The organism is Dactylosporangium sp. CA-092794 (genome assembly GCF_050948465.1).
Classification (GTDB): domain Bacteria; phylum Actinomycetota; class Actinomycetes; order Mycobacteriales; family Micromonosporaceae; genus Dactylosporangium.
In genome coordinates, this window is record NZ_CP192044.1 from 3,513,999 (window position 1) to 3,536,839 (window position 22,841).

At 75.3% G+C, this 22,841-nt stretch carries 9 protein-coding genes and 1 pseudogene; 8 read left to right on the forward strand and 2 right to left on the reverse strand.

The features are described from left to right. Nucleotide 1: 1 nt before the first annotated feature. From ACQPXD_RS15080 to ACQPXD_RS15100, 5 genes and pseudogenes are all read left to right on the forward strand, one after another. Nucleotides 2-9,154: pseudogene (locus ACQPXD_RS15080) on the forward strand (SDR family NAD(P)-dependent oxidoreductase); the annotation flags it as partial. A 37-nt stretch (nt 9,155-9,191) separates the two neighbouring features. Beyond that, complete coding sequence (locus tag ACQPXD_RS15085) at nt 9,192-14,165, forward strand: SDR family NAD(P)-dependent oxidoreductase (RefSeq protein ID WP_432843846.1); 4,974 nt, start codon at nt 9,192-9,194, stop codon at nt 14,163-14,165. Nucleotide 14,166: 1 nt separating this feature from the next. After that, nucleotides 14,167-17,154 carry a non-ribosomal peptide synthetase gene (locus ACQPXD_RS15090; protein ID WP_432838801.1) on the forward strand — a complete coding sequence of 996 codons (2,988 nt, stop codon included), beginning with the start codon at nt 14,167-14,169 and terminating at the stop codon, nt 17,152-17,154. A gap of 35 nt (nt 17,155-17,189) precedes the next feature. Next, nucleotides 17,190-18,368 carry an acyltransferase family protein gene (locus tag ACQPXD_RS15095; RefSeq protein WP_432838803.1) on the forward strand — a complete coding sequence of 393 codons (1,179 nt, stop codon included), beginning with the start codon at nt 17,190-17,192 and terminating at the stop codon, nt 18,366-18,368. 480 nt (nt 18,369-18,848) lie between these two features. Next, on the forward strand, nt 18,849-19,316 hold the full coding sequence (locus ACQPXD_RS15100) for a hypothetical protein (RefSeq protein WP_432838805.1): 468 nt from the start codon (nt 18,849-18,851) through the stop codon (nt 19,314-19,316). Here the strand turns inward: ACQPXD_RS15100 and ACQPXD_RS15105 are convergent. Further along, nucleotides 19,269-19,484 (reverse strand): IS3 family transposase, encoded by a 216-nt coding sequence (locus ACQPXD_RS15105; RefSeq protein ID WP_432838807.1) that lies wholly within the window; start codon nt 19,482-19,484, stop codon nt 19,269-19,271. The genes ACQPXD_RS15100 and ACQPXD_RS15105 overlap by 48 nt on opposite strands. Before the next feature lie 491 nt (nt 19,485-19,975). Between ACQPXD_RS15105 and ltrA the strand changes: the two genes are divergently transcribed. Continuing rightward, a complete protein-coding gene (gene ltrA / locus ACQPXD_RS15110) occupies nt 19,976-20,968 on the forward strand; it encodes a group II intron reverse transcriptase/maturase (protein ID WP_432838809.1) in 993 nt (330 codons plus the stop codon). Nucleotides 20,969-21,134: 166 nt separating this feature from the next. Here ltrA and ACQPXD_RS15115 read toward each other — a convergent pair whose 3' ends face one another. Continuing rightward, nucleotides 21,135-21,377, reverse strand: coding sequence for a hypothetical protein (locus tag ACQPXD_RS15115; protein WP_432838811.1), 243 nt, complete (start codon nt 21,375-21,377; stop codon nt 21,135-21,137). A gap of 110 nt (nt 21,378-21,487) precedes the next feature. Here ACQPXD_RS15115 and ACQPXD_RS15120 point away from each other — a divergent pair, with 110 nt between their 5' ends. Then, on the forward strand, nt 21,488-22,195 hold the full coding sequence (locus tag ACQPXD_RS15120; RefSeq protein WP_432838813.1) for a hypothetical protein: 708 nt from the start codon (nt 21,488-21,490) through the stop codon (nt 22,193-22,195). 73 nt (nt 22,196-22,268) lie between these two features. Beyond that, the gene (locus tag ACQPXD_RS15125; RefSeq protein ID WP_432838815.1) at nt 22,269-22,484 is read left to right on the forward strand and encodes a hypothetical protein; all 216 of its coding nucleotides are present in this window, start codon (nt 22,269-22,271) and stop codon (nt 22,482-22,484) included. Nucleotides 22,485-22,841: the final 357 nt, after the last annotated feature.

Below are 22,841 nucleotides of genomic sequence, written 5' to 3' on the forward strand. Positions count from 1 at the left end.
GGCCGACGACGACAAGCTCCTGGAGTACCTGCGCCGGGCCACCGCCAACCTCAAGGACGTGCGGCAACGGCTGCACGAGGTGGAGGAGGCCGGCCGCGAACCCATCGCCATCGTCGCGATGGCGTGTCGCTTCCCCGGCGGGGCCGACACGCCCGAGGAGTTCTGGCGGCTGCTGGCCGACGGCCGGGACGCGGTGGGTCCGCTGCCGGCCGACCGCGGCTGGGACCTGGCGGCGCTGTACGACCCGACCGGCGAGACCCCCGCAACCAGCTACGTGGACCAGGGCGGGTTCCTGGCCGACGCGGCCGGCTTCGACCCCGACCCGTTCGGCATCGCCCCGCGCGAGGCCCTCGCCATGGACCCGCAGCAGCGGCTGCTGCTGGAGGTGGCCTGGGAGGCGCTCGAGCGGGCCGGCCTGGCGCCCGACGGGCTGCGCGGGCGACCGGTCGGGGTGTTCGCCGGCACCAACGGCCAGGACTACGGCCACCTCCCCGCCGGCACGGTCACCGCGGCGGCGCTGCTGTCCGGTCGGCTGTCCTACGTGTTCGGCCTGGTGGGCCCGTCGCTGACCGTCGACACCGCGTGCTCCTCGTCGCTGGTCGCGCTGCACCTCGCGGCCCGGTCGCTGCGCGCCGGCGAGTCGTCCCTCGCGATCGCCGGCGGCGTCACCGTCATGGCGACCCCGGCGACGTTCGTCGAGTTCAGCCGCCAGCGGGGGCTCGCCCGCGACGGCCGGTGCAAGTCGTTCGCCGACGCTGCCGACGGCACCGGCTGGGCCGAGGGCGCCGGCGTGCTGGTCCTGCAGCGGCTGTCCGACGCCCGGCGGGAAGGCCGGGAGGTACTCGCCGTGCTGACCGGCTCCGCGGTGAACTCCGACGGCGCCTCCAACGGCCTGACCGCCCCCAACGGCCCCGCGCAGCGCCGGGTCATCGAGGCCGCGCTCGCCGCCGCCCGGCTCGCCCCGGCCGACGTCGACGCCGTCGAGGCGCACGGCACCGGCACCGTCCTCGGCGACCCGATCGAGGCCGAGGCCCTGCTGGAGACCTATGGCCGGGACCGTTCGGAGGCCCTGTGGCTCGGCTCGGTGAAGTCGAACATCGGGCACACCCAGGCCGCGGCCGGGGTGGCCGGCGTCATCAAGACCGTCCTCGCCCTGCGCCACGGCGTCCTGCCCCGCACCCTGCACGCCGATGCCCCGGCGACCCGGGTGGACTGGAGCCGGGGCGCGGTGCGGCTGCTGACCGAGCCTCGGGACTGGCCCGCCGGGGACCGGCCGCGCCGGGTGGGCGTGTCGGCGTTCGGCATCAGCGGTACCAACGCGCACTGCATCATCGAGGAAGCGCCTCCACCGCCGGACGAGGTCCCCGCGCCGGCGCCGTGCGTCATCCCGCTGTCCGCCGCCACCGGCGCCGCGCTGCGGGCCCTCGCCGAACGGTGGTACGACCACTTCGACCGCCACCCCGAAGACCTCGCGGCCGCGGCGGCGACCCCGCGCGCCTGGCTCGGCCACCGGGCCGTGATCCTGACCGGGGACGTCGCCGTAGCCCGCGCCGCGCTGCGCGCCCTGGCCGACGGGGCCGGCCACCCGGCGCTGCTGACCGGCGGCCCGACCGACGAGCTCCCGGAAGACGAGAAGCCCGACCCGGCGCTCCCGCTCGCCCGCCTGGCGGAACTGGCCGTGCGCGGCGCGCGGGTCGACTGGCCGTCCGTGGCCGGCGGGCGGACCGCGACCGCGCAGCGGCTGCCCACCTACCCGTTCCAGCGCCGCCGGTTCTGGCCGTCCACCGGCGGGCCGGCCCTGCCCCTCGCGGTCACCCCGGTCGCCGGGACCGGCGGCCACCTCGCCACCGCCACGCTGTCCGCGAGCGGCCACCCATGGCTGGCCGACCACGTCGTCCTCGGCGAGACCGTGGTGCCCGGCACCGCGCTCCTCGAGTTCGCCCTGGCGGTCGGCGCGCGGCTCGGCGCGCCGAGGGTCGGGGAGCTGACCATCGAGCGGCCGCTGCCGCTCGGCGACGGCGTCGACGTGCAGCTCGCCGCCGGCCCGCCGGAACCGGACGGCGGCCGGCCCTTCGTCCTCTACGCCCGGGGCGCCGGGGACGCCTGGACCAGGCACGCCTCCGGCACCCTCACCCCACCGGCCGGTGACCCGCCGCCCACGGCCGAGGACGCCGCGACCGAGCCGGTCGACGCCGAGGCGCTCTACGCCGCGTTCGCCGCCGAGGGCTTCGCCTACGGCCCCGCGTTCCGCGGGATCACCGCGCTGCGCCGCGGCGACGGCGAGGCCGACGTCGACGCGGCCCTGCCCGGCCCGGATCCGGTCCGCGCGGGTGGCTACCTGCTCCACCCGGCCCTGCTCGACGCCTGCCTGCACGCCGTCGCGTTCCTCGGTGACCAGCGCGGCGCCCGGGTGCCGTTCTCCTTCGCCGGGGTCACCGTGCACCGGACGGGGGCGACCGCCGTCCGGGCCCGGCTGCGGCGCGGCCCCGGCGACACCGTCTCGCTGCTGCTCACCGGCCCGTCCGGCCCGGTGGCAACGGTCGACTCCCTGGTCCTGCGGGCGCCGCGGGGCGAGTCGGCGGGCGGCGCGCTCTACCGGACGGACTGGGTGCCCCTCGCCCCGGCCGCTTCCGGACCCGAGCCCGAGGCCGAGATCCTGCACGTCGAGCCGCCCGCCGGGGACGACACCCCGGCGGCGGTCCGGCGGAGCGTGGCCGAGGCGCTCGGGCGGCTCCAGGACCGGCTCACGGGCGGCACCGGCCGGATCGCCGTGGTCACCCGGCGGACCGGCGAGCCCGCCGCCGACCTGGCCGCGGCCGCGGTCCGGGGCCTGGTCCGGGCCGCCGGCACCGAGCACCCCGGCCGGCTGCTGCTCATCGACGGCGACGGCGGGGACATCGGCGGCGCGCTGCGCGCCGCGGCCGCGGCGGGCGAGACCGAGCTGCGGATCCGGGACGGCGAGATCCGGGCGCCCCGCCTGGCCCGAATCCCGGCGGCGCCGGCACCGGATCGCTGGCACGGCGGCGGTACCGTCCTCATCACCGGCGGCACCGGCGGGCTGGGCCGGCTCTTCGCCCGCCACCTTGTCACCCGGCACGGCGTGCGCGACCTCGTCCTCACCGCCCGCGACCCGCACCGCGCCGGCCTCGGCGACCTCCTTGCCGAGCTGCGCGCGCACGGCGCCACGGTCACCGTGGCCGCCTGCGACGTCGCCGACCCGCACGCCGTGCGCGACCTGATCGCCGCCCACCCGGTCACCGCCGTCCTGCACGCCGCCGGGGTCCTCGACGACGCCACCGTCCTCGCCACGACGCCCGAGACGCTCGAGCGGGTGCTGCGGCCCAAGGTGGACGGCGCCTGGCACCTGCACGAGGCGACGAGCCACCGCGACCTGGCCGCGTTCGTCGTCTGCTCCTCGATCGCCGGCGCCTTCGGCAACGCCGGGCAGGCCGCCTACGCCGCCGCCAACGCGTTCCTCGACGCCCTCGCCGCCCACCGGCGCGCCGCCGGCCTGCCCGCCCTCAGCCTCGCCTGGGGCGCCTGGGACCTCTCCGGCGCGGCCGCGGCCGGAATGACCGGCACCCTGAACGAGACCGGCCGGGCCCGCCTGCACCGCTCCGCCGCCCCGCCACTGTCGGCGGCGCAGGGGCTCGCCCTCTTCGACGCCGCGGTGTCCGCCGACGCTTCCGTTCTGCTGCCGGTACACCTGGAGCTCGCCCGCCTCGACCCGCTCCCGCCGCTGTTCCGCGGCCTGGACCCGGCCCGCACGACCCCGGCCCCCGCGGCCGCGCGGCCCGCCCGCCCGGCCGACGTGCTCGCTCTGGTCCGGGCCGAGATCGCCGCGGTGCTCGGCCACGACTCCCCGGACGACGTCGAGGCCGACCGGGCCTTCTCCGACTTCGGCTTCGACTCGCTCAGCGCCGTCGAGCTGCGCAACCGCCTCGCCGCCGCGACCGGCCTGAGGCTGCCCACCACCCTGGTGTTCGACCACCCCCGCCCGCGGGCCCTCGCCGCCCACCTGGCCACCCTGACGCCGGCCGCACCGAGGCCCGTCGCGGCCGCCCCGGCTCTGCCCGCCGAGCAACCGGTGGCGGCCGGCGGCGACGATCCGCTGGTCGTGGTCGGCATGGCCTGCCGCTTCCCGGGCGGCGTGCGCAACCCCGACGACCTGTGGCGGCTGCTGCTCGACGGCGGCGACGCCGTGTCGGAGTTCCCGCGCGACCGCGGCTGGGACGTCGACGGCCTCTACAACCCCGTTCCCGGCACGCCCGGCAAGTCATTCACCCGCTCCGGCGGCTTCCTGGCCGGCGCCGCCGGCTTCGACGCCGAGTTCTTCGGCATCGCCCCGAACGAGGCCCTGGTCAGCGACCCGCAGCAGCGATTGCTGCTGGAAACCGCGTGGGAGGCCCTGGAGGACGCCGGCATCGACCCCTCCGGCCTGCACGGCACGCCGACGGGCGTGTTCGCCGGCCTGATGTACCACGACTACAGCCTCCTCGGCGTCGGCTCGGTGGTGTCCGGGCGGGTGGCCTACGCCCTCGGGCTGGAAGGCCCCGCGGTCACCGTCGACACCGCCTGCTCCTCGTCGCTGGTCGCCCTGCACCTCGCCGCCCAGTCGGTCGCCGCCGGCGAATGCTCCCTCGCACTCGTCGGCGGGGTCACGGTCATGTCGTCCCCGGCGACGTTCGTGGAGTTCTCCCGCCAGCGCGGCCTCGCCGCCGACGGGCGGTCGAAGTCGTTCGCCGACGCCGCGGACGGCGTGGGCTGGTCCGAGGGCGTCGGCGTCCTCGTGGTCGAGCGGCTCTCCGCCGCCCGGCGGCACCACCACCGGGTCCTCGCGGCGGTGCGTGGTACCGCCGTCAACTCCGACGGCGCCTCCAACGGCCTCACCGCCCCCAACGGCCCCGCCCAGCAGCGGGTCATCCGGCAGGCTCTGGGGCGGGCCGGGCTGCGACCGTCCGATGTGGACGTCGTGGACGGCCACGGCACGGGGACCCGGCTCGGCGACCCGATCGAGGCCCAGGCGCTGCTGGCCACCTATGGCCAGGACCGCGACCGGCCGCTGCTGCTCGGCTCGGTGAAGTCCAACCTCGGCCATACGCAGGCCGCCGCCGGGGTGGCCGGGATCATCAAGCTGATCCTCGCGATGCGCCACGGCCTGGTGCCCGCGAGCCTGCACGTCGACCGCCCGACCAGCCGCGTCGACTGGACGGCGGGCGCCGTCGAGCTGGTCACCGCGGCGCGGCCCTGGCCCGATGCCGGCCGCCCCCGCCGGGCCGCCGTGTCCTCGTTCGGCATCAGCGGCACCAACGCCCACGTCATCCTGGAGGCGCCCCCGGCCCCGCCGGAGCCGGTCCGGGCCGCGCCGCCCGTCCTGCCCTTCGTGCTCTCCGCCGCCACGCCGGACGCCCTCGCCGACCAGGCCCGCAGCCTCGGCGCCCACCTGGACGCCGACCCCCTCGACATCGCGTTCACGCTCGCGACCGGCCGGGCCGCGCTGCGGCACCGGGCCGTGGTCACCGCCGCCGACCGAGACGCCCTGCGGGCCGGGCTGGAGACCGTCGAACCCACGGCGGCCCGCTCCGGGCGCACCGCGTTCCTGTTCACCGGCCAGGGCTCCCAGCGCCTCGGCATGGGCCGCGACCTCGCCGCGGTCTTCCCCGTCTTCGCCGAGGCCGTGGCCGCGGTCGACGAGCTGGCCGGCGGCGGGCTGCGCGCGGTCATGTGGGGCACGGACCGCGACGCCCTCGAACGCACCGAGTGGGCGCAGCCGGCCCTGCTCGCCCTGCAGGTCGGACTGTTCTGGCTGCTGGAGTCCTGGGGCGTGCACCCCGATGTCCTGCTGGGCCACTCGGTCGGCGAGATCGCCGCCGCGCACGTCGCCGGGGTGCTGTCACTGCCGGACGCGGTCACCCTGGTCCGCGCCCGGGGCCGGCTGATGCAGGCGCTGCCCGCGGGCGGCGTGATGACAGCGATCGCCGCGCCGGAGAGCGACGTCCGGCCGCTGCTCGACGACCGGGTCGGCCTGGCCGCGGTGAACGGGCCGCGCTCGGTCGTCGTCGCCGGCCCCGCGGACGCGGTCGCGGCGGTCGCCGCCCGCTTCCCGCGCACCGCGCGGCTGCAGGTCAGCCACGCGTTCCACTCCCCGCTGATGGAGCCGATCGTCGACGAGCTGCGCGCGGTCGCGGCCGGCCTCGCCTGGCAGCCGCCGGCCGTCCCGGTCGTCTCCAGCGTCACCGGCGCCTTCGCCGACGACTTCGGCACGCCCGACTACTGGGCGGCTCAGGCCCGCGCGACCGTCCGGTTCGCCGACGGTGTCATCGCGATCGAGGCTTCCGGAGTGGTACGCCTGGCAGAGCTCGGACCCGACGCCGTGCTCACCGCCCTGGCCCGGCAGACCCTCGCCGGGCCGGACACCCTCGCCGTGCCGCTGCTGCGCGCCGGCCACGACGAGGCGACCACCGCCGTCGCCGCCCTCGCCGCCCTCCACGCCGACGGTGCCGCCGCGGACTGGCGGTCGTTCTTCGCCGGGCGGGGCGCCCGGTCGGTGCCGCTGCCGACGTACCCGTTCCGGCACCGCCGCTACTGGCAGCGCGGCGTCCCGGCGGACGTGCCCGGCCTCGGCCAGGACGCCACCGACCACCCGGTGCTCGGCGCGATCGTGCCCTCCCCGGACTCCGCCGGCCTGCTGCTCACCGGGCTGCTGTCCACCGCCGCGCAGCCGTGGCTCGCCGACCACACCGTCGGCGAGGCGGCGATCGTGCCCGGCGCCGCCTGGTGCGAGCTGGCCCTGCGCGCCGCCGCCGAGACCGGCCGGGCCGGCGTCGCCGAGCTCACCGTCCGCGCCCCGCTCCCGGTCCCGTCCGGGGTGCGCATCTCGCTCCAGATGCGCGTCGACGCCGCCGGGTCGTTCACCATCCACGCCCGCCCCGGCGGCCCCGAGCGGCCATGGGCCCTGCACGCCGACGGCCTCCTCGCCGACACCCTCCCGGAGCCGCCCGGACTCGACGGCGGGCCGCAGGGCGAGCCGATCGACGTATCGGCCCTCTACGCGGCGCTGCGCGGGCACGGCCTCGGCTACGGCCCGGCCTTCCAGGGCCTGCGTTCCCTCCGCCGGTACACGGACGACGAGGCGCACGCGGAGGTGGCGCTGCCCGAGCCGGTCGCCGGGGAGGCCAGCCGCTACGGCGTCCACCCGGCCCTGCTCGACGCCTGCCTGCAGGCGGCGACCGCGCTCGCCGGCGACGGCCCGGTGCTGCTGCCGTTCTCGTTCACCGACGTGCGGCTCGCCGCGCCCGGCGCCGGCGCGGCCCGGGTCCGGGTGCGCCGCCTCGGCCCGGGCCGGGTGGCGATCGATGCCGCCGACGCGCTGGGCCGCCCGGTGCTCTCCATCGGCTCCCTCGCCTCCCGCCCCGCCGCCCCCGCGACCGACGACCGGCTCCTCGCCCCGGTCTGGCGCGGCCTGCCGTCGATCCCGCCGGCCGCGGCGCCCGACTGGATTGCCTGGTCCGCGCTCGGCGCCGGCCCGGTGCCCGACCTGGTCGTGCTGGAAACCGCGGGGCTGAACGAGGCGGACGCGCTCGCGGCCGTGCAGCGCTGGCTCGGCGACGACCGGCATGCGCACGCCACCCTCCTCGTGGTGACCCGCGGCGCGGTCGCGGTCGGCGGCGAGCGCGTCGCGGACCTGACCGGCGCCGCGATCCGCGGCCTGGTCGGCTCCGCCCAGGCCGAACACCCGGGCCGGCTCCTCCTCACCGACCTCGCCCGGCCCGCCACCGAAGGCGCGGACCTCGCCGCCGTGCTCGCCTCCGGGGAGCCGGGCACGGCGGTGCGGGACGGGGTTGTCTACGTCCCGCGGCTGGCGCCCGCGCCCGCGTCGGCCGGGCCGCCGGCGACGGTCTTCGACCCCGAGCGGGTCGTGCTCGTCACCGGGGCTACCGGCGCGCTCGGCGCGATCGTCGCCCGGCATCTGGTCCTCCGGCACGGCGTGCGCCGGCTGCTGCTGGCCGGCCGGCGCGGCGCGGCGGCACCCGGCGCCCCCGAACTGGCCGCCGAGCTCACCGCGCTCGGCGCCGAGGTCCGCCTCGCCGCCTGCGACGTCGCCGACCGCGCGGCCGTGGCGGCGCTGCTGGCCGGCGTGCCCGACCTGGGCGGGATCGTGCATGCCGCGGGCGTCCTGGACGACGGCGTGGTCAGCGCGCTCACCCCGCCCCGGCTCGCCGCCGTGCTCGGCCCCAAGGCCGGCGGCGCGCGGCACCTGCACGAGCTGACCCTGGACCGGGACCTCTCCGCCTTCGTGGTCTTCTCCTCGGCGGCCGGTGTGCTCGGTACCCCCGGACAGGCCAACTACGCCGCCGCGAACGCCTTCCTGGACGCGCTCGCCGCGCAGCGCCGGTCCGACGGCCGGCCCGGGCTCTCCCTGGCCTGGGGCAGTTGGGCCGGTGGGGGCATGGCCGGGAGCCTCGCCGACGCCGACGCCGGCCGCATGCGCCGGGCCGGCATCCGCCCGCTCACCACCGCCGAGGGGCTCGCCCTGTTCGACGCCGCCTGCGCCCGCGACCTGCCGGTGCTCGTGCCGCTCGGGCTCGACCGCGCGGCCCTGGGCGACCCCGAGACCCTACCGCCGCCGCTGCGGGAACTCGCTGGAACGGCCGCGCGCCCGCGCCCGGCCGCCCGCGAGGCCACCGCCGCGCCGGCCCTGGCGGAGCGGCTGCGCGCAATGGCTACGGCCGAGCGCCGGGCGCTGCTGCTGGAGCTGGTCCGCACCGAGGCCGCGGCGCTGCTCGGCCACGGCACCGCGGCCGCCATCGCCGCCGACGCCGCCTTCGCCGACCTCGGCTTCGACTCCCTCACCGCGGTCGAGTTCCGCAACCGCGTCGGCGCCGCCGCCGGCATCCGCCTGCCCGCCACGCTCGTCTTCGACCATCCCACGCCGGCAGCCCTCGCCGACGCCCTCGCCACCGAGTTCCTCCCGACCCGGACCGCCCCGGATCCCCTCCCGGGGCAGGGCACCACGGAGGCACTCCCGGCGCAGACCGCGGGGCCGGGGCCGGACGACGGTTCCGCGGACGCGGACGTCATCCGGGCCATGAGCGCCGACGACCTGATCGCCCTCGCCCTGGGCCAGGCCGCCGACGAGACCGGGAGCCGCTGACATGACCGCCGCCCAGGATCCCCGCCTCGTCGAGGCCTTGCGCACCGCCCTGCTCGACGCCGAGAGCCTGCGCCGCGCCAACCGCCGCCTCACCGCCGAACGGGACGCGCTCGCCGAACCTCTCGCCGTCGTCGGCATGGCCTGCCGGTTCCCCGGCGGGGTGCGCAACCCCGGCGACCTGTGGCGGCTGCTGCTCGACGGCCGCGACGTGGTCAGCGAGTTCCCGCGCGACCGCGGCTGGGACGTCGACGGCCTCTACGACCCGACGCCCGGCACCCTGGGCCGGTCCACCACCCGCTTCGGCGGCTTCCTCGACGACGCGGCCGGCTTCGACGCCGAGTTCTTCGGCATCGCCCCGGCCGAGGCCCGCTCCCTCGACCCCCAGCAGCGGCAGTTCCTCGAGGTCGCCTGGGAGGCCCTGGAGAGCGCCGGCCTCGACCCGGCCGGGCTGCGCCGCTCGCCGACCGGCGTCTTCGCCGGCCTGATGTACCACGACTACATCACCGGCGCGGTCTCCGGCGCCGCGGTGTCCGGGCGGGTGGCCTACACACTGGGGCTGGAGGGCCCGGCGCTCACCGTCGACACCGCCTGCTCCTCGTCGTTGGTCGCGCTGCACCTGGCCGGCCAGTCGCTGCGTGCCGGGGAGTGCACGCTCGCCCTGGCCGGCGGGGTGACGGTGATGGCCACGCCGCAGACATTCGTGGAGTTCTCCCGTCAGCGCGGCCTGTCCCCGGACGGCCGGTCGAAGTCGTTCGCCGATGCCGCGGACGGCGTGGGCTGGTCCGAGGGCGCCGGCGTCCTGGTGGTCGAGCGACTGTCCGATGCCCGGCGCAACGACCATGACGTCTTGGCGGTAGTACGGTCCACCGCCGTCAATTCCGACGGCGCCTCCAACGGGATGAACGCCCCCAACGGCCCCGCCCAGCAGCGGGTCATCCGGCAGGCTCTGGGGCGGGCCGGGCTGCGACCGTCCGATGTGGACGTCGTGGACGGCCACGGCACGGGGACCCGGCTCGGCGACCCGATCGAGGCCCAGGCGCTGCTGGCCACCTATGGCCAGGACCGCGACCGGCCGCTGCTGCTCGGCTCGGTGAAGTCCAACCTCGGCCATACGCAGGCCGCCGCCGGGGTGGCCGGGATCATCAAGCTGATCCTCGCGATGCGCCACGGCAAAGTACCGGCGACCCTGCACGTGGACCGCCCGACGACCCACGTCGACTGGACGGCCGGCGCCGTCGAGCTGGCCACCCGCGCCCGCGACTGGCCGCCGACCGACCACGTCCGGCGCGCGGCTGTGTCATCGTTCGGCATCAGCGGCACCAACGCCCACGTCATCCTCGAACAGCCGGCTTCGGTGGCCCCCGCACCGCCGGCCTCGGCGCCACCGCCGGCGGTCGTGCCGTGGGTGCTGTCCGCGCGCACTCCCGATGCCCTGCGCGCCCGCGCCGCCCAGCTCGCCGGTGAGGAGCGGGATCCGCTCGATGTCGCGGCCGCCCTCGCCCGCCGCACCGCGTTGCGCCATCGCGCCGTGCTCCTCGGCGCCGACTCCGCCGAACTGCGGCGCGCCGCCGCGGCCCTCGCCGCCGGCGATACGCCACCGCGCCGTATCACCTTCCCGCCGCCCGACGCGGCCGCCCCGGCCGTAGGAGCGGGCGCCGAGTTGGCCGTAGGGGAGACCGCCGAGTTGGCCGGGCTGGCGCGGCGCTACGAGGCCGGGGGCGACGTCGACTGGAGCGCCGTGCTCGCCGGCCGTGGCGCGCGGCGGATCGGCCTCCCGACGTACCCCTTCCGCCATCGCGACTTCTGGTGGACCGCCGCCGCGCCCGCCCCGGCCGGCGCCCACCCGATCCTCGGCACGGTCCTGGCCGCACCGGAGCCGGGCCAGGCGGCCGTGCTCGCCGGACACCTCAGCCTCGACGCCCAGCCGTGGCTGGCCGGGCACCGGGTCCTCGGCCGGATCGTCCTGCCCGGCGCGGCCCTGGTCGAGCTGGCCCTGCGGGCCGGCGCCGAGGCCGGCGCGACCACCCTGGCCGACCTCACCCTGCACACCCCCGTCCGCATCCTCGAGTCGGGTGGGCTCCTCGTGCAGGTCCGCCGCGCCCCCGCCGACCGGCCCGGCGCCCACACCGTGACCATCCACACCCGTCCGGACGGCGACGGCGCTGCGCCGTGGACCCGCCACGCCGACGGTCTGCTCACCACCGAGCCCGCCCCGGCCGCCGAGCCCGACGACCCGGCCCTGGGCACCGGCGTGGACCTCGGTGGCCTGTACGAGCGGCTGGCCGACGGCGGGTTCGGCTACGGCCCCGCGTTCCAGGGCCTCACCGCCCTGCGGCGGCGCGGCGACGAGCTGATCGCCGACGTCACCCTCCCCGACGCGGCCGGCGGCCCGGCCGGCTACGGCATCCATCCCGCGCTGCTCGACGCCTGCCTGCACGCCGTCGTCCCGGCCGGCGGCGACGAGGTCCGGCTGCCGTACGCGTGGACCGGCGTCCGCCTGCACGCCACCGGGGCCCGGCGGCTGCGGGTGACGCTGCGCCCGGACGGCGCCGGCGGGGTCTCGCTGCGCGCCGCCGACCCCGGCGGCGCGCCCGTGCTGACCGTCGCGTCGCTGGTCTCCCGCCCGATCACCGCCGGGCAGCTCACCGCCACCGACGCGCTGTGGCGGATCGAGTGGACCCCGGTCGTGGCGCCCGCGCCCCGCCCCGTGGACGCCGTCGTGCTGGAGTGCCCGGCCGCCGACGCCGTGCAGTATACCCTCGCCGCCCTGCAGGAGTGGGCGGCCGACCCCGCCGACCCGCTCGTCGTCGTCACCCGCGGCGCCGTCGACCCCGGCACCGGTGTACCGCCAAACCTCGACCAGGCGCCGGTGTGGGGCCTCGTGCGCGCCGCGCAGGCCGAACACCCGGGCCGCATCCGCCTGCTCGACCTCGCGGGCGAAGACCCGGCCGAGCCCGCTGTCGCCGCCGCGCTCGCCCTCGATGAACCCGAGCTCGCCCGGCGCGACGGGCGGCTGCTCGTCCCGCGCCTCGCCCCGCTGGCCGCCCCGCCGCCGCGGGCCGGCGCGTTCGGGACGGGCACCGTGCTGATCACCGGCGGCACCGGCGGCCTCGCCGCGCCGGTCGCCCGGCACCTGGTCACCCGGCACGGCGTGCGTCACCTGCTGCTGGCCGGGCGGCGCGGGCCGGACGCGCCCGGCGCCGCCGCGCTCGCCGAGCAGCTCACCGGGCTCGGTGCCGAGGTCACGGTGGCCGCCTGCGACGTCACCGACCGGGCCGCGCTCGCCCGGCTGCTCGCCGGCATCCCCGCCGACCGGCCGCTCACCGCCGTCGTCCACGCCGCCGCGCGCACCGCCAACGGGCTGCTCGGCACGCTCACCCCCGACAACCTCGACGCGGTGCTGGCGGTGAAGGCCGGGGCGGCGTGGCACCTGCACGAGTTGACCCGGGATCGGCCGCTCGCCGCGTTCGTGCTGTTCTCTTCGGCCGGCGGGCTGGTCCTCGCCGCCGGGCAGGCCGCATACGCCGCGGGCAACGTCTACCTGGACGCCCTCGCCGCCCGGCGGGCGGCCGAGGGGCTGCCCGCCACCGCGATCGCCTTCGGGCTCTGGGACACCGACGCCGGGCTGGGCGCCCATCTCGGTGAGGCGGACCGGGCCCGGATGTGGGCGCAGGGGCTGCCGGCCCTCGCCGAGCGCGACGCCCTGGCCCTGCTCGACGCCGCGGTGAGCGGCACCGACCCGGCCGTCGTGGCGCTGCCCGTCGACCGGGCCGCCCTGCGGAGCCGGCAGGACTCCGTGCCCGCCCTGTTGCGGGGGCTGGCACCGGCCCGGACCGCGGCGCCCGAGTCGCCGCGCGCCCGGATTCTCGGGCTGCCCGCGCGGCGGCGCGAGGGTGCGGTACGGGACGCGATCGTCGCGCTCGGCGCCCGCGTGCTCGGCCTCGGCGCGGGCGCCGCGCTCGACCCGGGGGAGGAGTTCGTGCGCTCCGGGTTCGACTCGCTGTCGGCGATGGAGCTGCGCGCCGCGATCGAGCGGGACCTCGGTGTGCGCCTGCCGCCGGCCGCGGTGTTCGACGCCGGTACCCCCGCCGCCCTCGCCCGGGTCGTGGCCGAGGCGCTCGCGCCCGCCGCCCCGGAGGCGCCGGCCACGGCGGGGGAGACGCTCAGCGACCTGTTCCGGGCCGCCACCCGCACGGTCGACATGCGCACCGCCATGGCGATGCTCTCCGCGGTGGCCGCCACCCGGCCGAGCTTCCCCGCAACGGCGGCGGCCGTCGTTCCGGCGGTGGTACCGCTCGCCGCCGGCCCGGGCCGGCCCCGGCTGCTGTGCTTCGGCACGCCCATGGTGACCGCCGCGCCCGGGCAGCTCGCCCGGCTGGCCGCCGCGTTCGACGGCGTCCGCGACGTCCTCGCCGTCCCGCTGCCCGGCTACCTCCCCGGCGAGGCGCTGCCCGGCGGCGCGGACGCCGCCCTCGACGCGCTCACCGCCGCCGTCCGCGCCGCCGCCGGCGACGACCCGTTCGTGCTGCTGGGCTACTCGGCCGGGGGCGTGCTCGCCCACGCCGTCGCCGCCCGGCTGGAGCGCGACGACGGCCCGCACCCGGCCGGGGTCGTGCTGCTGGACACCTACGGGATCGACCGCTTCCTCGGCGCCGACGACACCCTCGGCCAGAGCTTCATGCACGCCTGGACCCGGCTGGAGGGCCCCTTCGGCGGGTACGACAGCGCCCGCCTCTCCGCCACCGGCCGCTGGGCCGACATCCTCGCCGACCTGGAGCCCACCCCCGCCGCCCGGCCCCCGATCGCGGCACCGGTGCTGTTCGTGCGGTGCCGGGAGTGGTTCGTGCCCGGCGAGCACGACCCGGGCCTGCTCGCCTCGGTGGCCGACCCGGCGTACACCGTCGCCGACCTGGCCGCCGACCACCTCGGCATGGTCGACCGGCACGCCCCGGACACCGCCCGCGCCATCGAGGACTGGCTCGCCCCCCGCCCCCGTACCCCAGGAGAGTGACATGCCCGAGCCGTTCTCGCGGCCCATCTCGCCGGTGGAGTGGACCTACCTGGCCCACCCGCCCGGCCTGGAGACCGTCCTGCAGGTCTTCGTCGAGGGCACCGGCACCCTCGACCCCGAGACGGTCCGGGCCGCCGTCGCTCGGGCCGGAGACGCCTGCCCCGGATCGCGGCTCACCCGGCGCGGCGGCCGCTGGGTCGACATCGGCGTGCCGCCCGCCGTCCGGGTGAGCGACGGCGACGCCCTCGACCGCACCACGTTCGCCGGCCTCGACGCGCTGCAGCAACCCTTGCGGGGCCGGGCCGGCAGCCCCACCTGCGAGGTGGTGCTACTCACCGGCGAACGCCCTGGCCTGCTGTTCCGGGCCTTCCACGCGGTCATGGACGGCCGCGGCGTCTTCCTGTGGATGGCCGAGGTCTTCCGCGCGCTGCGCGGCGAGGCACCGCGCCCGGCCGTGTCGCCCGAGCTGGAGATCGACCTGGTCCGGCGGTTCCGCCGCACCGGACCCCGGCCCCAGCCCGTCCCGGTGCCCGCCTCGCCGCTCAGCCGCCCGGCCGGGCTGCGCGGCCGCGGCCAGGTGTTCCGCCGCCGCACGGTCGACGGCAACCACCCCGCGCTGATCGCGAAGATCGCCGTGGCCCTGACCGAGCTGTGCGACCTGCCGACCGGCACCTTCCTCGTCCCCTCCGACCTGCGCCGCTACGACCCGGCGCTGCGTTCGACCGGCAACCTCGTGCTCGGCGTCCGTCTCGATCTCCCCGCGGGTACCACCTGGCAGCAGGCCCAGGAGACCCTCCTGCGCTCGCTGGCCCGCGACGAGGACCTGGAGGGCATCCCGGACGTCGCGATGATGGAGCGCGTCCGGCGCCTCCCGCTGCCCGCGCTGCGCGGCTTCATGGCCACCTCCGACACGCTGATCGCCCGCCGGGGCCGGGCCCAGGGCCATTTCGTCCTCACCCACCTCGGCCGCCCCGACCTCGCCGACTACAGCGGCCCCACCTTCACCGCCGAGTCGATCTACGAGGCGCCGGCCCGCGGCTACTTCGTCTCGCCGTCGCTCGCCATCACCGAGCTGGACGGACGCACCGAGCTGGTGCTGCGCGCCGACGGCGGGCCGGACGCCGGGCGGCGGGCCGACGAGACGATGGACGCGCTGGTCGACCGGCTATCCCCGGCCGGCAGCCGGATCGCCGGCGGGCCGCCCGCCGACGCCGGCACCGACACGCTCACCGGCCGGTTCGCCCGCCAGGTCGAGCGGTTCGGCGACCGGGTCGCGCTGAGCACCCCCGCCGAGACGGTCACCTACGCCGAGCTGGACCGGCGGGCCGACGTGGTCGCCGCCGAGCTGCTCGGCCGCGGCATCGGCGCCGGGGACGTGGTCGGGCTGCTCGGCGACCGCTCGGTGGCGACCCTCGCCGGGCTGTGGGGCGTGCTGAAGGCCGGCGCGGCGTACCTGCCTCTGGATCCCCGCCGGCCCGACGCCGGCCTGCGCGACGTCCTCGCCGACGCCGGAGCCCGGGTCAGCCTGGTCGACGCCGCCCAGGCGGATCGCGACCTCGGCGGCGATGTGATCTGGCTCGCCGCGCTGCCCACCGGCGGCGCCGCCCCGGCCCCGGCGGCGGCCCGCCCCGACGACCTCGCCTACGTCATCTACACCTCCGGCTCGACCGGGCGCCCCAAGGGTGTCGAGATCGAGCACCGGGCGGTCGTGCATTACGCCGCCTGGGCCGGCCGCGCGTTCGGCGTCGACGAGCACACCTGCTTCCCGCTGTTCACCTCCCTCGCGTTCGACCTGCCGGGCACCGCGCTGTTCCCCACGCTGCTCGCCGGCGGCCGGCTGGAGCTGGTCCGCGAGGAGCCCGACCACGTCGTGCTCACCCGGATGCTCACCGGCCGCGGCGTGACCGCGATCAAGCTCACCCCTTCGCACCTGGACCTCATCGACCGGCTCGGCCTCACCGCCGCCGGCATCCGCCTCGCCGTGCTCGGCGGGGAGGCGCTGACCCCGGCCGCGCTCGCCGCCGCGCGGCGGGTCTTCGGCCCCGACTGCCGGATCGTGAACCACTACGGGCCGACCGAGGCCACCGTCGGCTGCGTCTTCCACGACTGCGGCGGCGACGGCTACGACGGCGTCGTGCCGATCGGCCGGCCCGCGCCCGGGACGGTCGTGCACCTGCTGGACGAGACCCGGGTCCGGGTGCCGGCCGGCGAGGCGGGGGAGATGTACCTGACCGGGCCGCAGCTCGCCCGCGGCTACCGGGGCCACCCCGAGCTGGACCGGGACGCGTTCGTGCGGCTCGCCGACGGCGGCCGGGCCTACCGCACCGGCGACCTGGCCCGGCGGCTGCCCTCGGGCGAGCTGGTCTACGCCGGCCGCCGCGACCACCAGGTGAAGATCCTCGGCCACCGGGTGGAGCCGGGCGAGGTGGAACTCGCCCTGCAGCGGCATCCCGCGGTCGCCCGGGCCGTCGTGGTCGCCCGCCCGCCGACCGGCCCCGGTGCCCGGCTATACGCCTACGTGCAGCTCACCGGGCCGGCCTCCGGCGACGAGCTGGACGCGTTCCTCGCCGGGACGCTGCCGCCCTACCTGCGGCCCGCCGCCATCCAGGCGGTCGAGGAGTTCCCGCGTACCGCCAACGGCAAGGTGGATCGCTCCGCGCTGCCCGACCCGTCCGGCCGCGCGGTTCCGGCCGATGCACCCGCGCCGGACGACGACGAGCCCGTCGACGACACCGTGGCGGCCCGCTGGGCGGCGGCGCTGGGCACGGCGCCGGACAGGCTCGCCGCGAGCAGCGACTTCCACCGCCTCGGCGGCGACTCGATCGCCCTGCTGGCGCTGATCGCCGGCATCGCCCGGGAGGAGCTCGACCCGCCCGCCGCCGAGGCCTTCATGGCCGGCATCGGCCCGATCCTGGTCCACCCCACTCTCGGTGCCATGAGCGACGCGGTGCGCTCCGCCCGCGGCGCCGAGCCGGTCGAAGTCCCCTGAGTTCGCCCTCCACCCCCACCGACTGGAGCCCTGTCATGACGACCGCCGAATCCGCGCCCGAGAACGCTACAGTCACCCCGGCCCCGGCCGAACCGACGACCTGGCGGCGGATCCTGCCGTCGCTGACCGGCCTGCGCGCGATCGGCGCCGGCATCGTGTTCGCCTTCCACTCCATCGTGGAGATCAACCTGTTCGCCGGCGTGCCCGGGCTGCTGCTGGCCGTCGTGCTCAGCATCGTCGGTACCGTCTGCCTCACCGGATTCTTCATTCTCAGCGGCTTCGTCATCACCTGGGCGGCCCGCCCCGGCGCGTCGCCGGTGACGTTCTGGCGCAACCGGCTCGTGCGGCTCTACCCGGTCCACTTCGTCACCACGATCGGGGCCATCGCGCTCGTGCTGGGCTTCGGCGGCACGGTCACCGCCCCTGAGATCATCAACAACCTGCTGCTCGTGCAGACCTGGAAGTTCGGCGACCCGACCATGGCGACCTCGCTCAACGCGGTGTCGTGGTTCCTCGCCGTCGAGGCGTTCTGCTACCTGTGCTTCCCAGGCCTGCTGTGGCTGCTGAACCGGCTGCGCCCGGAGCGGCTGTGGACGGCGCTCGGCGTGGTGACCGCGCTGAGCTTCATCATCCCGATCGCCGTCGACCTGCTCCTGCCCAACACCCCCTACGTGGGCAACGGTCCCAAGGCGTCCGCGCTGCAGATCTGGATCGTGTACTTCTTCCCGCCGGTCCGCCTGCTCGAGTTCATCGCGGGCATGCTGCTGGCCCGGATCGTACTGACCGGCCGGTGGCCCGCCTGGCGGATGCGCACCGGTGTGCTGCTCTTCATCGGCGGCTGCGTGCTCACCCTCGTCATCCCGTCCGACCCGCTGCGCGCCGGCGCCCCCACCGCGATCCTGGCCGCGCCGATCATCGCGATCCTCGCCACCCGCGACGCGCGGAACCAGGTGTCCGGCCTCGGCGGCCGGGTCTGGCTGTGGTTCGGCGAGCTGTCGATGGTCATCTACCTGGTACACCGGCTCGTCATCCAGTACGGCTACCGGGCGATCGGCTCACCCCACCTCAACCCGCTGGTGGCGATCGTCTTCTGGCTGGCGCTGGCGGCCGTCACGCTGGGGCTGTCGTGGCTGTTGTACCGCTTCGTGGAGACCCCGATCGCGCGCCGCTTCCACACCCGCCGCCGCGCCGCCGAACCCGCGGCGCCTTCCTGACACACGGCCGGCCACCAGCCGAAGCGGCTGGGTCGCTGGGCCCGTGTCGCATCGGATCGCGGCACGAGCGAGCGTGGGTGTTGTCCACTCAGATGCCGCCGCGCCTCGCGGATTCCTTCGTCGTGCCCGTCCATCCGGTGTCGAGGGTCCAGTGTTGTGCGGAGCCGGCTCGGCTGCGGCTCGCCGTCGCCCGAGCCGGGCAATCCACGTGGAACGCTGACGGTTCTTGCAGGTCCCCACCAGGAGACGAAGGCCTTGTTTGGTTAGGCGAGTGGGTGCGGTTCGCCGGTGAGAGCTGCGAGTGCGGCGGCGATGTCGTGGACGCCGATTGCTTTTCGGCGATTCCGCATGAGCAGTTGATGCAGGCGGTGCAGGAACGTGTCTGCGATCAGACGGTCCTCAAGCTGTTGCGCGCGATCCTACGTGCTGGAGTGATGGAGGACGGGCAGGTGCGACGCCCGGTGACCGGTGCTGCACAGGGTGGCTTATGTTCAGCTGAACATAACCCAGCGCTGCTCATTAGGCGGGGTGGCCTCCCCGGTTCTGTCCAACATCTACCTGGACCGTTTGGACAAATTTGTCGAGACAGTTCTCATACCGGAATACACCCGAGGTGCACGCAGAGCGCGCAACACCGCGTACTGCGAGGTGGAGAACGCGGTGGCGCGGGCCCGCAGACGCGGCGATCGCTCCGCCGTGCGGCAGTTGCGTCAGCAGCAGCGCGGCCTGCCCAGCGGGGATCCGCAAGATTCCGGCTTCCGACGGCTGCGCTATGCCCGTTATGCCGACGATCACCTGCTCGGGTTCACCGGACCGAAGGCCGAGGCCGAGGAGATCAAGCAACGCCTGGCCCAGTTCCTGCGTGATGACTGTCAAGCCCCGGGTTTGATGGAGACGAAGTTATTTGGTTTCCAGGGTTGCGGTGAGTGGGTGGGTCATCGCGTGTAGCGCTTCGTGTTCGGCGGGCGGGACGTGCCCGAGCTCGCCGTGCAGGCGCCGGTTGTTGTACCAGTCGATGTACTCGACGGTGGCCATCTCCAGGTCGTCAAGCCCGCGCCAGGGTCCTCGGTTGCGGACGAGTTCGGCCTTGTAGAGGGAGTTGAACGCTTCGGCCATCGCGTTGGTGTGTCCTGAAGGTGATTGCGAGGAGGCGATGTAGAAGGTGTGGCCTTGTGATTGCCGTGCTGTTGTGGAGATGAAGGTAGGTCCTTCGGCATCGGCATGCAGGTGCAGGTGCCAAACCGCCCCGAGCTGCTGCGGTGAATGAGTCGTGGTGGTGAGCGTCGTGGGAAAAGCCGCACAGATGCGGCAGGTATGGACCGAGAAGGCGAACGCAAGTGAACCACCGACGACGTGTCGTTAGGACAAATGACATCGAAACCGGGGCCTCAATGCTGTCCCGGGATGAACCAGACGGGTGCCTGCTGATTGGTCTGGTGGTGTCCGGCATGAAGGTGGCGCGAGTTCGGTCCGGGCTTCACAACGGAACAGGAGAACTCCTCGACACGAAACGGTGTCCGCTGGTTGAGGTGGACACGAGACGGGTGCAGAGCCCGGTTGCGTGTCAGGAGGGCGGAATGCCCCGTAGTAGTGGTGAAGCTCCTGTAATGGGGGTGGAGCGAAGGGGGCGTGTTGTTGAGTTTCGATCGACGATCAACCAGCAATGGGAGGAATCCGATGACCGAAACAAGATCGGTAGGCAAGCCGTTCGACATCCCGAAAACTCTGGTGTGGAACGCGTATCAGAGAGTCAAGGCCAACAAGGGAGCGGCCGGTGTGGACGGACAATCCTGGCGGAGTTCGAACAGGACGAGAAGAACAACCTGTATCGACTCTGGAACCGGTTGTCGTCGGGAATCTACTTCCCGCCGCCTGTCCGGGCGGTGGAGATCCCGAAACAGGGCGGTAGCCGGACCCTTGGGGTTCCGACCGTCGCCGACCGGATAGCGCAGACGGCAGTGGCCATGGTCTTGAATCCCGACGTTGAGAAGGTGTTCCATAGGGACTCGTATGGCTACCGTCCAGGCCGGTCGGCGTGGGAGGCGGTGGAAACGTGCAAGCAACGGTGCTGGCGACAGCCTTGGGCTATCGACCTCGATATTCAGGGATTCTTCGACAACGTGCCGCACGGTCCCATCGTCGCCGCTGTCGAGAAACACACCACGCTGCCGTGGGTTCTGCTGTATGTGAAACGGTGGCTTGTCGCGCCGATGCAGCAAGCCGATGGGACGCTCATCGAGCGAGACAAGGGGACTCCACAAGGATCCGCGATCTCGCCATTGTTGTCGAATCTGTTCATGCACTACGCTTTCGATGCCTGGCTGGATCGAGAGTTCCCGACGATCAGATTCGAGCGGTACTGCGACGACGCCGTGGTCCATTGCGCAAGTGAGAAGCAAGCGGAGTTTGTCCGCGACGCGATCGGGCGCAGGCTGCGGCAGTTCGGTCTGAACCTGCACCCGGACAAGACCCGAATCGTGTACTGCAAACAGGAGGGCCGTGACCTGGATTTCCCGGTCACGGCTTTCACCTTCCTGGGGTTCACGTTCCGGCGCCGGGCGGCGCGCCTGCGGGACGGAAGACTGAAAGACCTGAGTTGAGGGCCCTGTGTCGACGGTGGTGATGGGCGGGCAACGGGGGGACTGCCTCGATGTGGGCCTCCCGCGACGCCTGGTAGGTCACGCCGCACGCCCACACCTCGGTGAGGTGCCGACGGGGGCGGGCAGCCGCACGGCGGGGCGCGGCACCGTGCGACCCGGTCCGGGCCTACTTAGCCGCTCCCAGCAGCTCGACGTCGGGCCCGGCCGCGTCGTGGACGAAGGCGGTGAGCTCGATGCCGGCCGATGAGCGTGCCGAACAGGCTTTCAACCGGCACCAGGTGTCCGCCCGCCGCGGCGCGATCATCAGCGGCGCCTCGGGCACCGGCAAGACCACCGTGCTGTCCCCGCTCGGCTCAGCGAGCGGCTCGCGCTGGGCGCCGCCGCCCGCCCCGCCCGGACGGTCGCCCACCGCCTCCTGGAGCGCGCGAGTACCGCCCGGTCGGTCGATTGGCGGCCCTCACTGCCATGCCCAAGATGTGCACATCTATCGATGCGTGGGAGCCGCATATGACCCGATTCATGCGCAGCCTGTTGCCATTAGTCCTGCTCATGACCGTCGGCGTGGCCGTACTGACCGCCAATCCGGCCACCGCCGCTCCGGTGACGTGCTCACCGGGCGTGTTCTCCTCATGCCTGTCCAACAACGCGTCGCCGGCGGTGCGGTGGGGCGACGGTTGGTGTGACGGCTCGACCTACGACTTGGACGCCGAGAGCTACTCCTGCGGGAGCAAGTTAACCCTAGGGCCGGCCAGCGTGACGAGCGGCGTCGATGTCGACGCCGTCCGGGCCGACGCTAACTGCACCACCGTGATCCAGGGCGTCACCTACAACCAGCTGGGCCTGACCAGCCACTGGAAGCGCTTCTCCCCGCCGCTCGGCGGCCTGGAGATCAACGTGTCGTCGAAGACGTGCTACGGACCCACGGGCCTCACCGTGAGCGGCACCTCGTCGAGCACCGTCTCGCTGGCCTGGAACACGATCCCGTCCAACTCCAGCGATCCGGTCGACGCGATCACCTACCGCGTCTTCCGGTCCGGCGCGCTGATCGCCGTCCTGCCGCGCACCCAGGGTTCCTTTCAGGACTCGGGTCTGCCCGCCAACAGTACCTATCTGTACGGCGTAACCGTGCAGCGGACGTACCAGGAGTCGTCGGCCTCGACGGTCTACGGAGGCACGTCAGCACCGCCTCCGCCGACGTATCCCGCCGAGACGGCGCCACCGTACTAACCCCTCCGCCTCGTACGCGAACCTGTACTACGTCAACACGTTCGGCAGCGCACCAGGCAAGATCGGATCCACAGTGGTCGGGTACGTCGACGCGAACCCGTTTAACTACGTCTTCTGCAAGGCCGAGTACGGCGTCACCACCGGACCCTACCGGTACAACAAGTGGTGGATGTACACCGACCTCGACAGCCCAGCCGGGGCGCGCGGCTGGATCTCGGCCTACTGCCTGTCCAACTACGGCAACGACCAGGTCTACGCCAATGGCGGCGGAGAGATTCCGTACTGCTGAGCCTCGACCGGCCCGGTCTCCGGCGCGCACACCGCCCGCCGGAGACCGGTGCTGCCCGGTTCGCCAGGGAACCACGAGTTGTGGAGCCGCGCGTCGACCGTCCGCCTCCTGCTCGCCGTGCGGATTCGCGGCCTCAGGGGGATGTGCCGAATCCCCGGGACAAAGGCGCGCCCAAGTCCGGCATCGGCAGCCACCGGGCTCAGCCCCACCTGCTCCAAGCGCCTAGGCACTCGGGGCTCCCGCCGCCGCGCACTTCACCGCGACCGCGGCGCTGCTGATCCACATCATGGGCGCCGGCGCCCAGAACGCCGCGAACTCCGGATCGCCGACAGCGCTCCGCGAGCGCCAAGACGCCCT

What these genes read in the sequence shown, in the direction of transcription:
- ACQPXD_RS15120 (WP_432838813.1), top strand. Translation starts at nt 21,488, where the DNA reads ATGCGCAGCCTGTTGCCATTAGTCCTGCTCATGACCGTCGGCGTGGCC.
- ACQPXD_RS15090 (WP_432838801.1), top strand. Translation starts at nt 14,167, where the DNA reads ATGCCCGAGCCGTTCTCGCGGCCCATCTCGCCGGTGGAGTGGACCTAC.
- ACQPXD_RS15095 (WP_432838803.1), top strand. Translation starts at nt 17,190, where the DNA reads ATGACGACCGCCGAATCCGCGCCCGAGAACGCTACAGTCACCCCGGCC.
- ACQPXD_RS15105 (WP_432838807.1), bottom strand. Translation starts at nt 19,484, where the DNA reads ATGGCCGAAGCGTTCAACTCCCTCTACAAGGCCGAACTCGTCCGCAAC.
- ltrA (WP_432838809.1), top strand. Translation starts at nt 19,976, where the DNA reads ATGGGGGTGGAGCGAAGGGGGCGTGTTGTTGAGTTTCGATCGACGATC.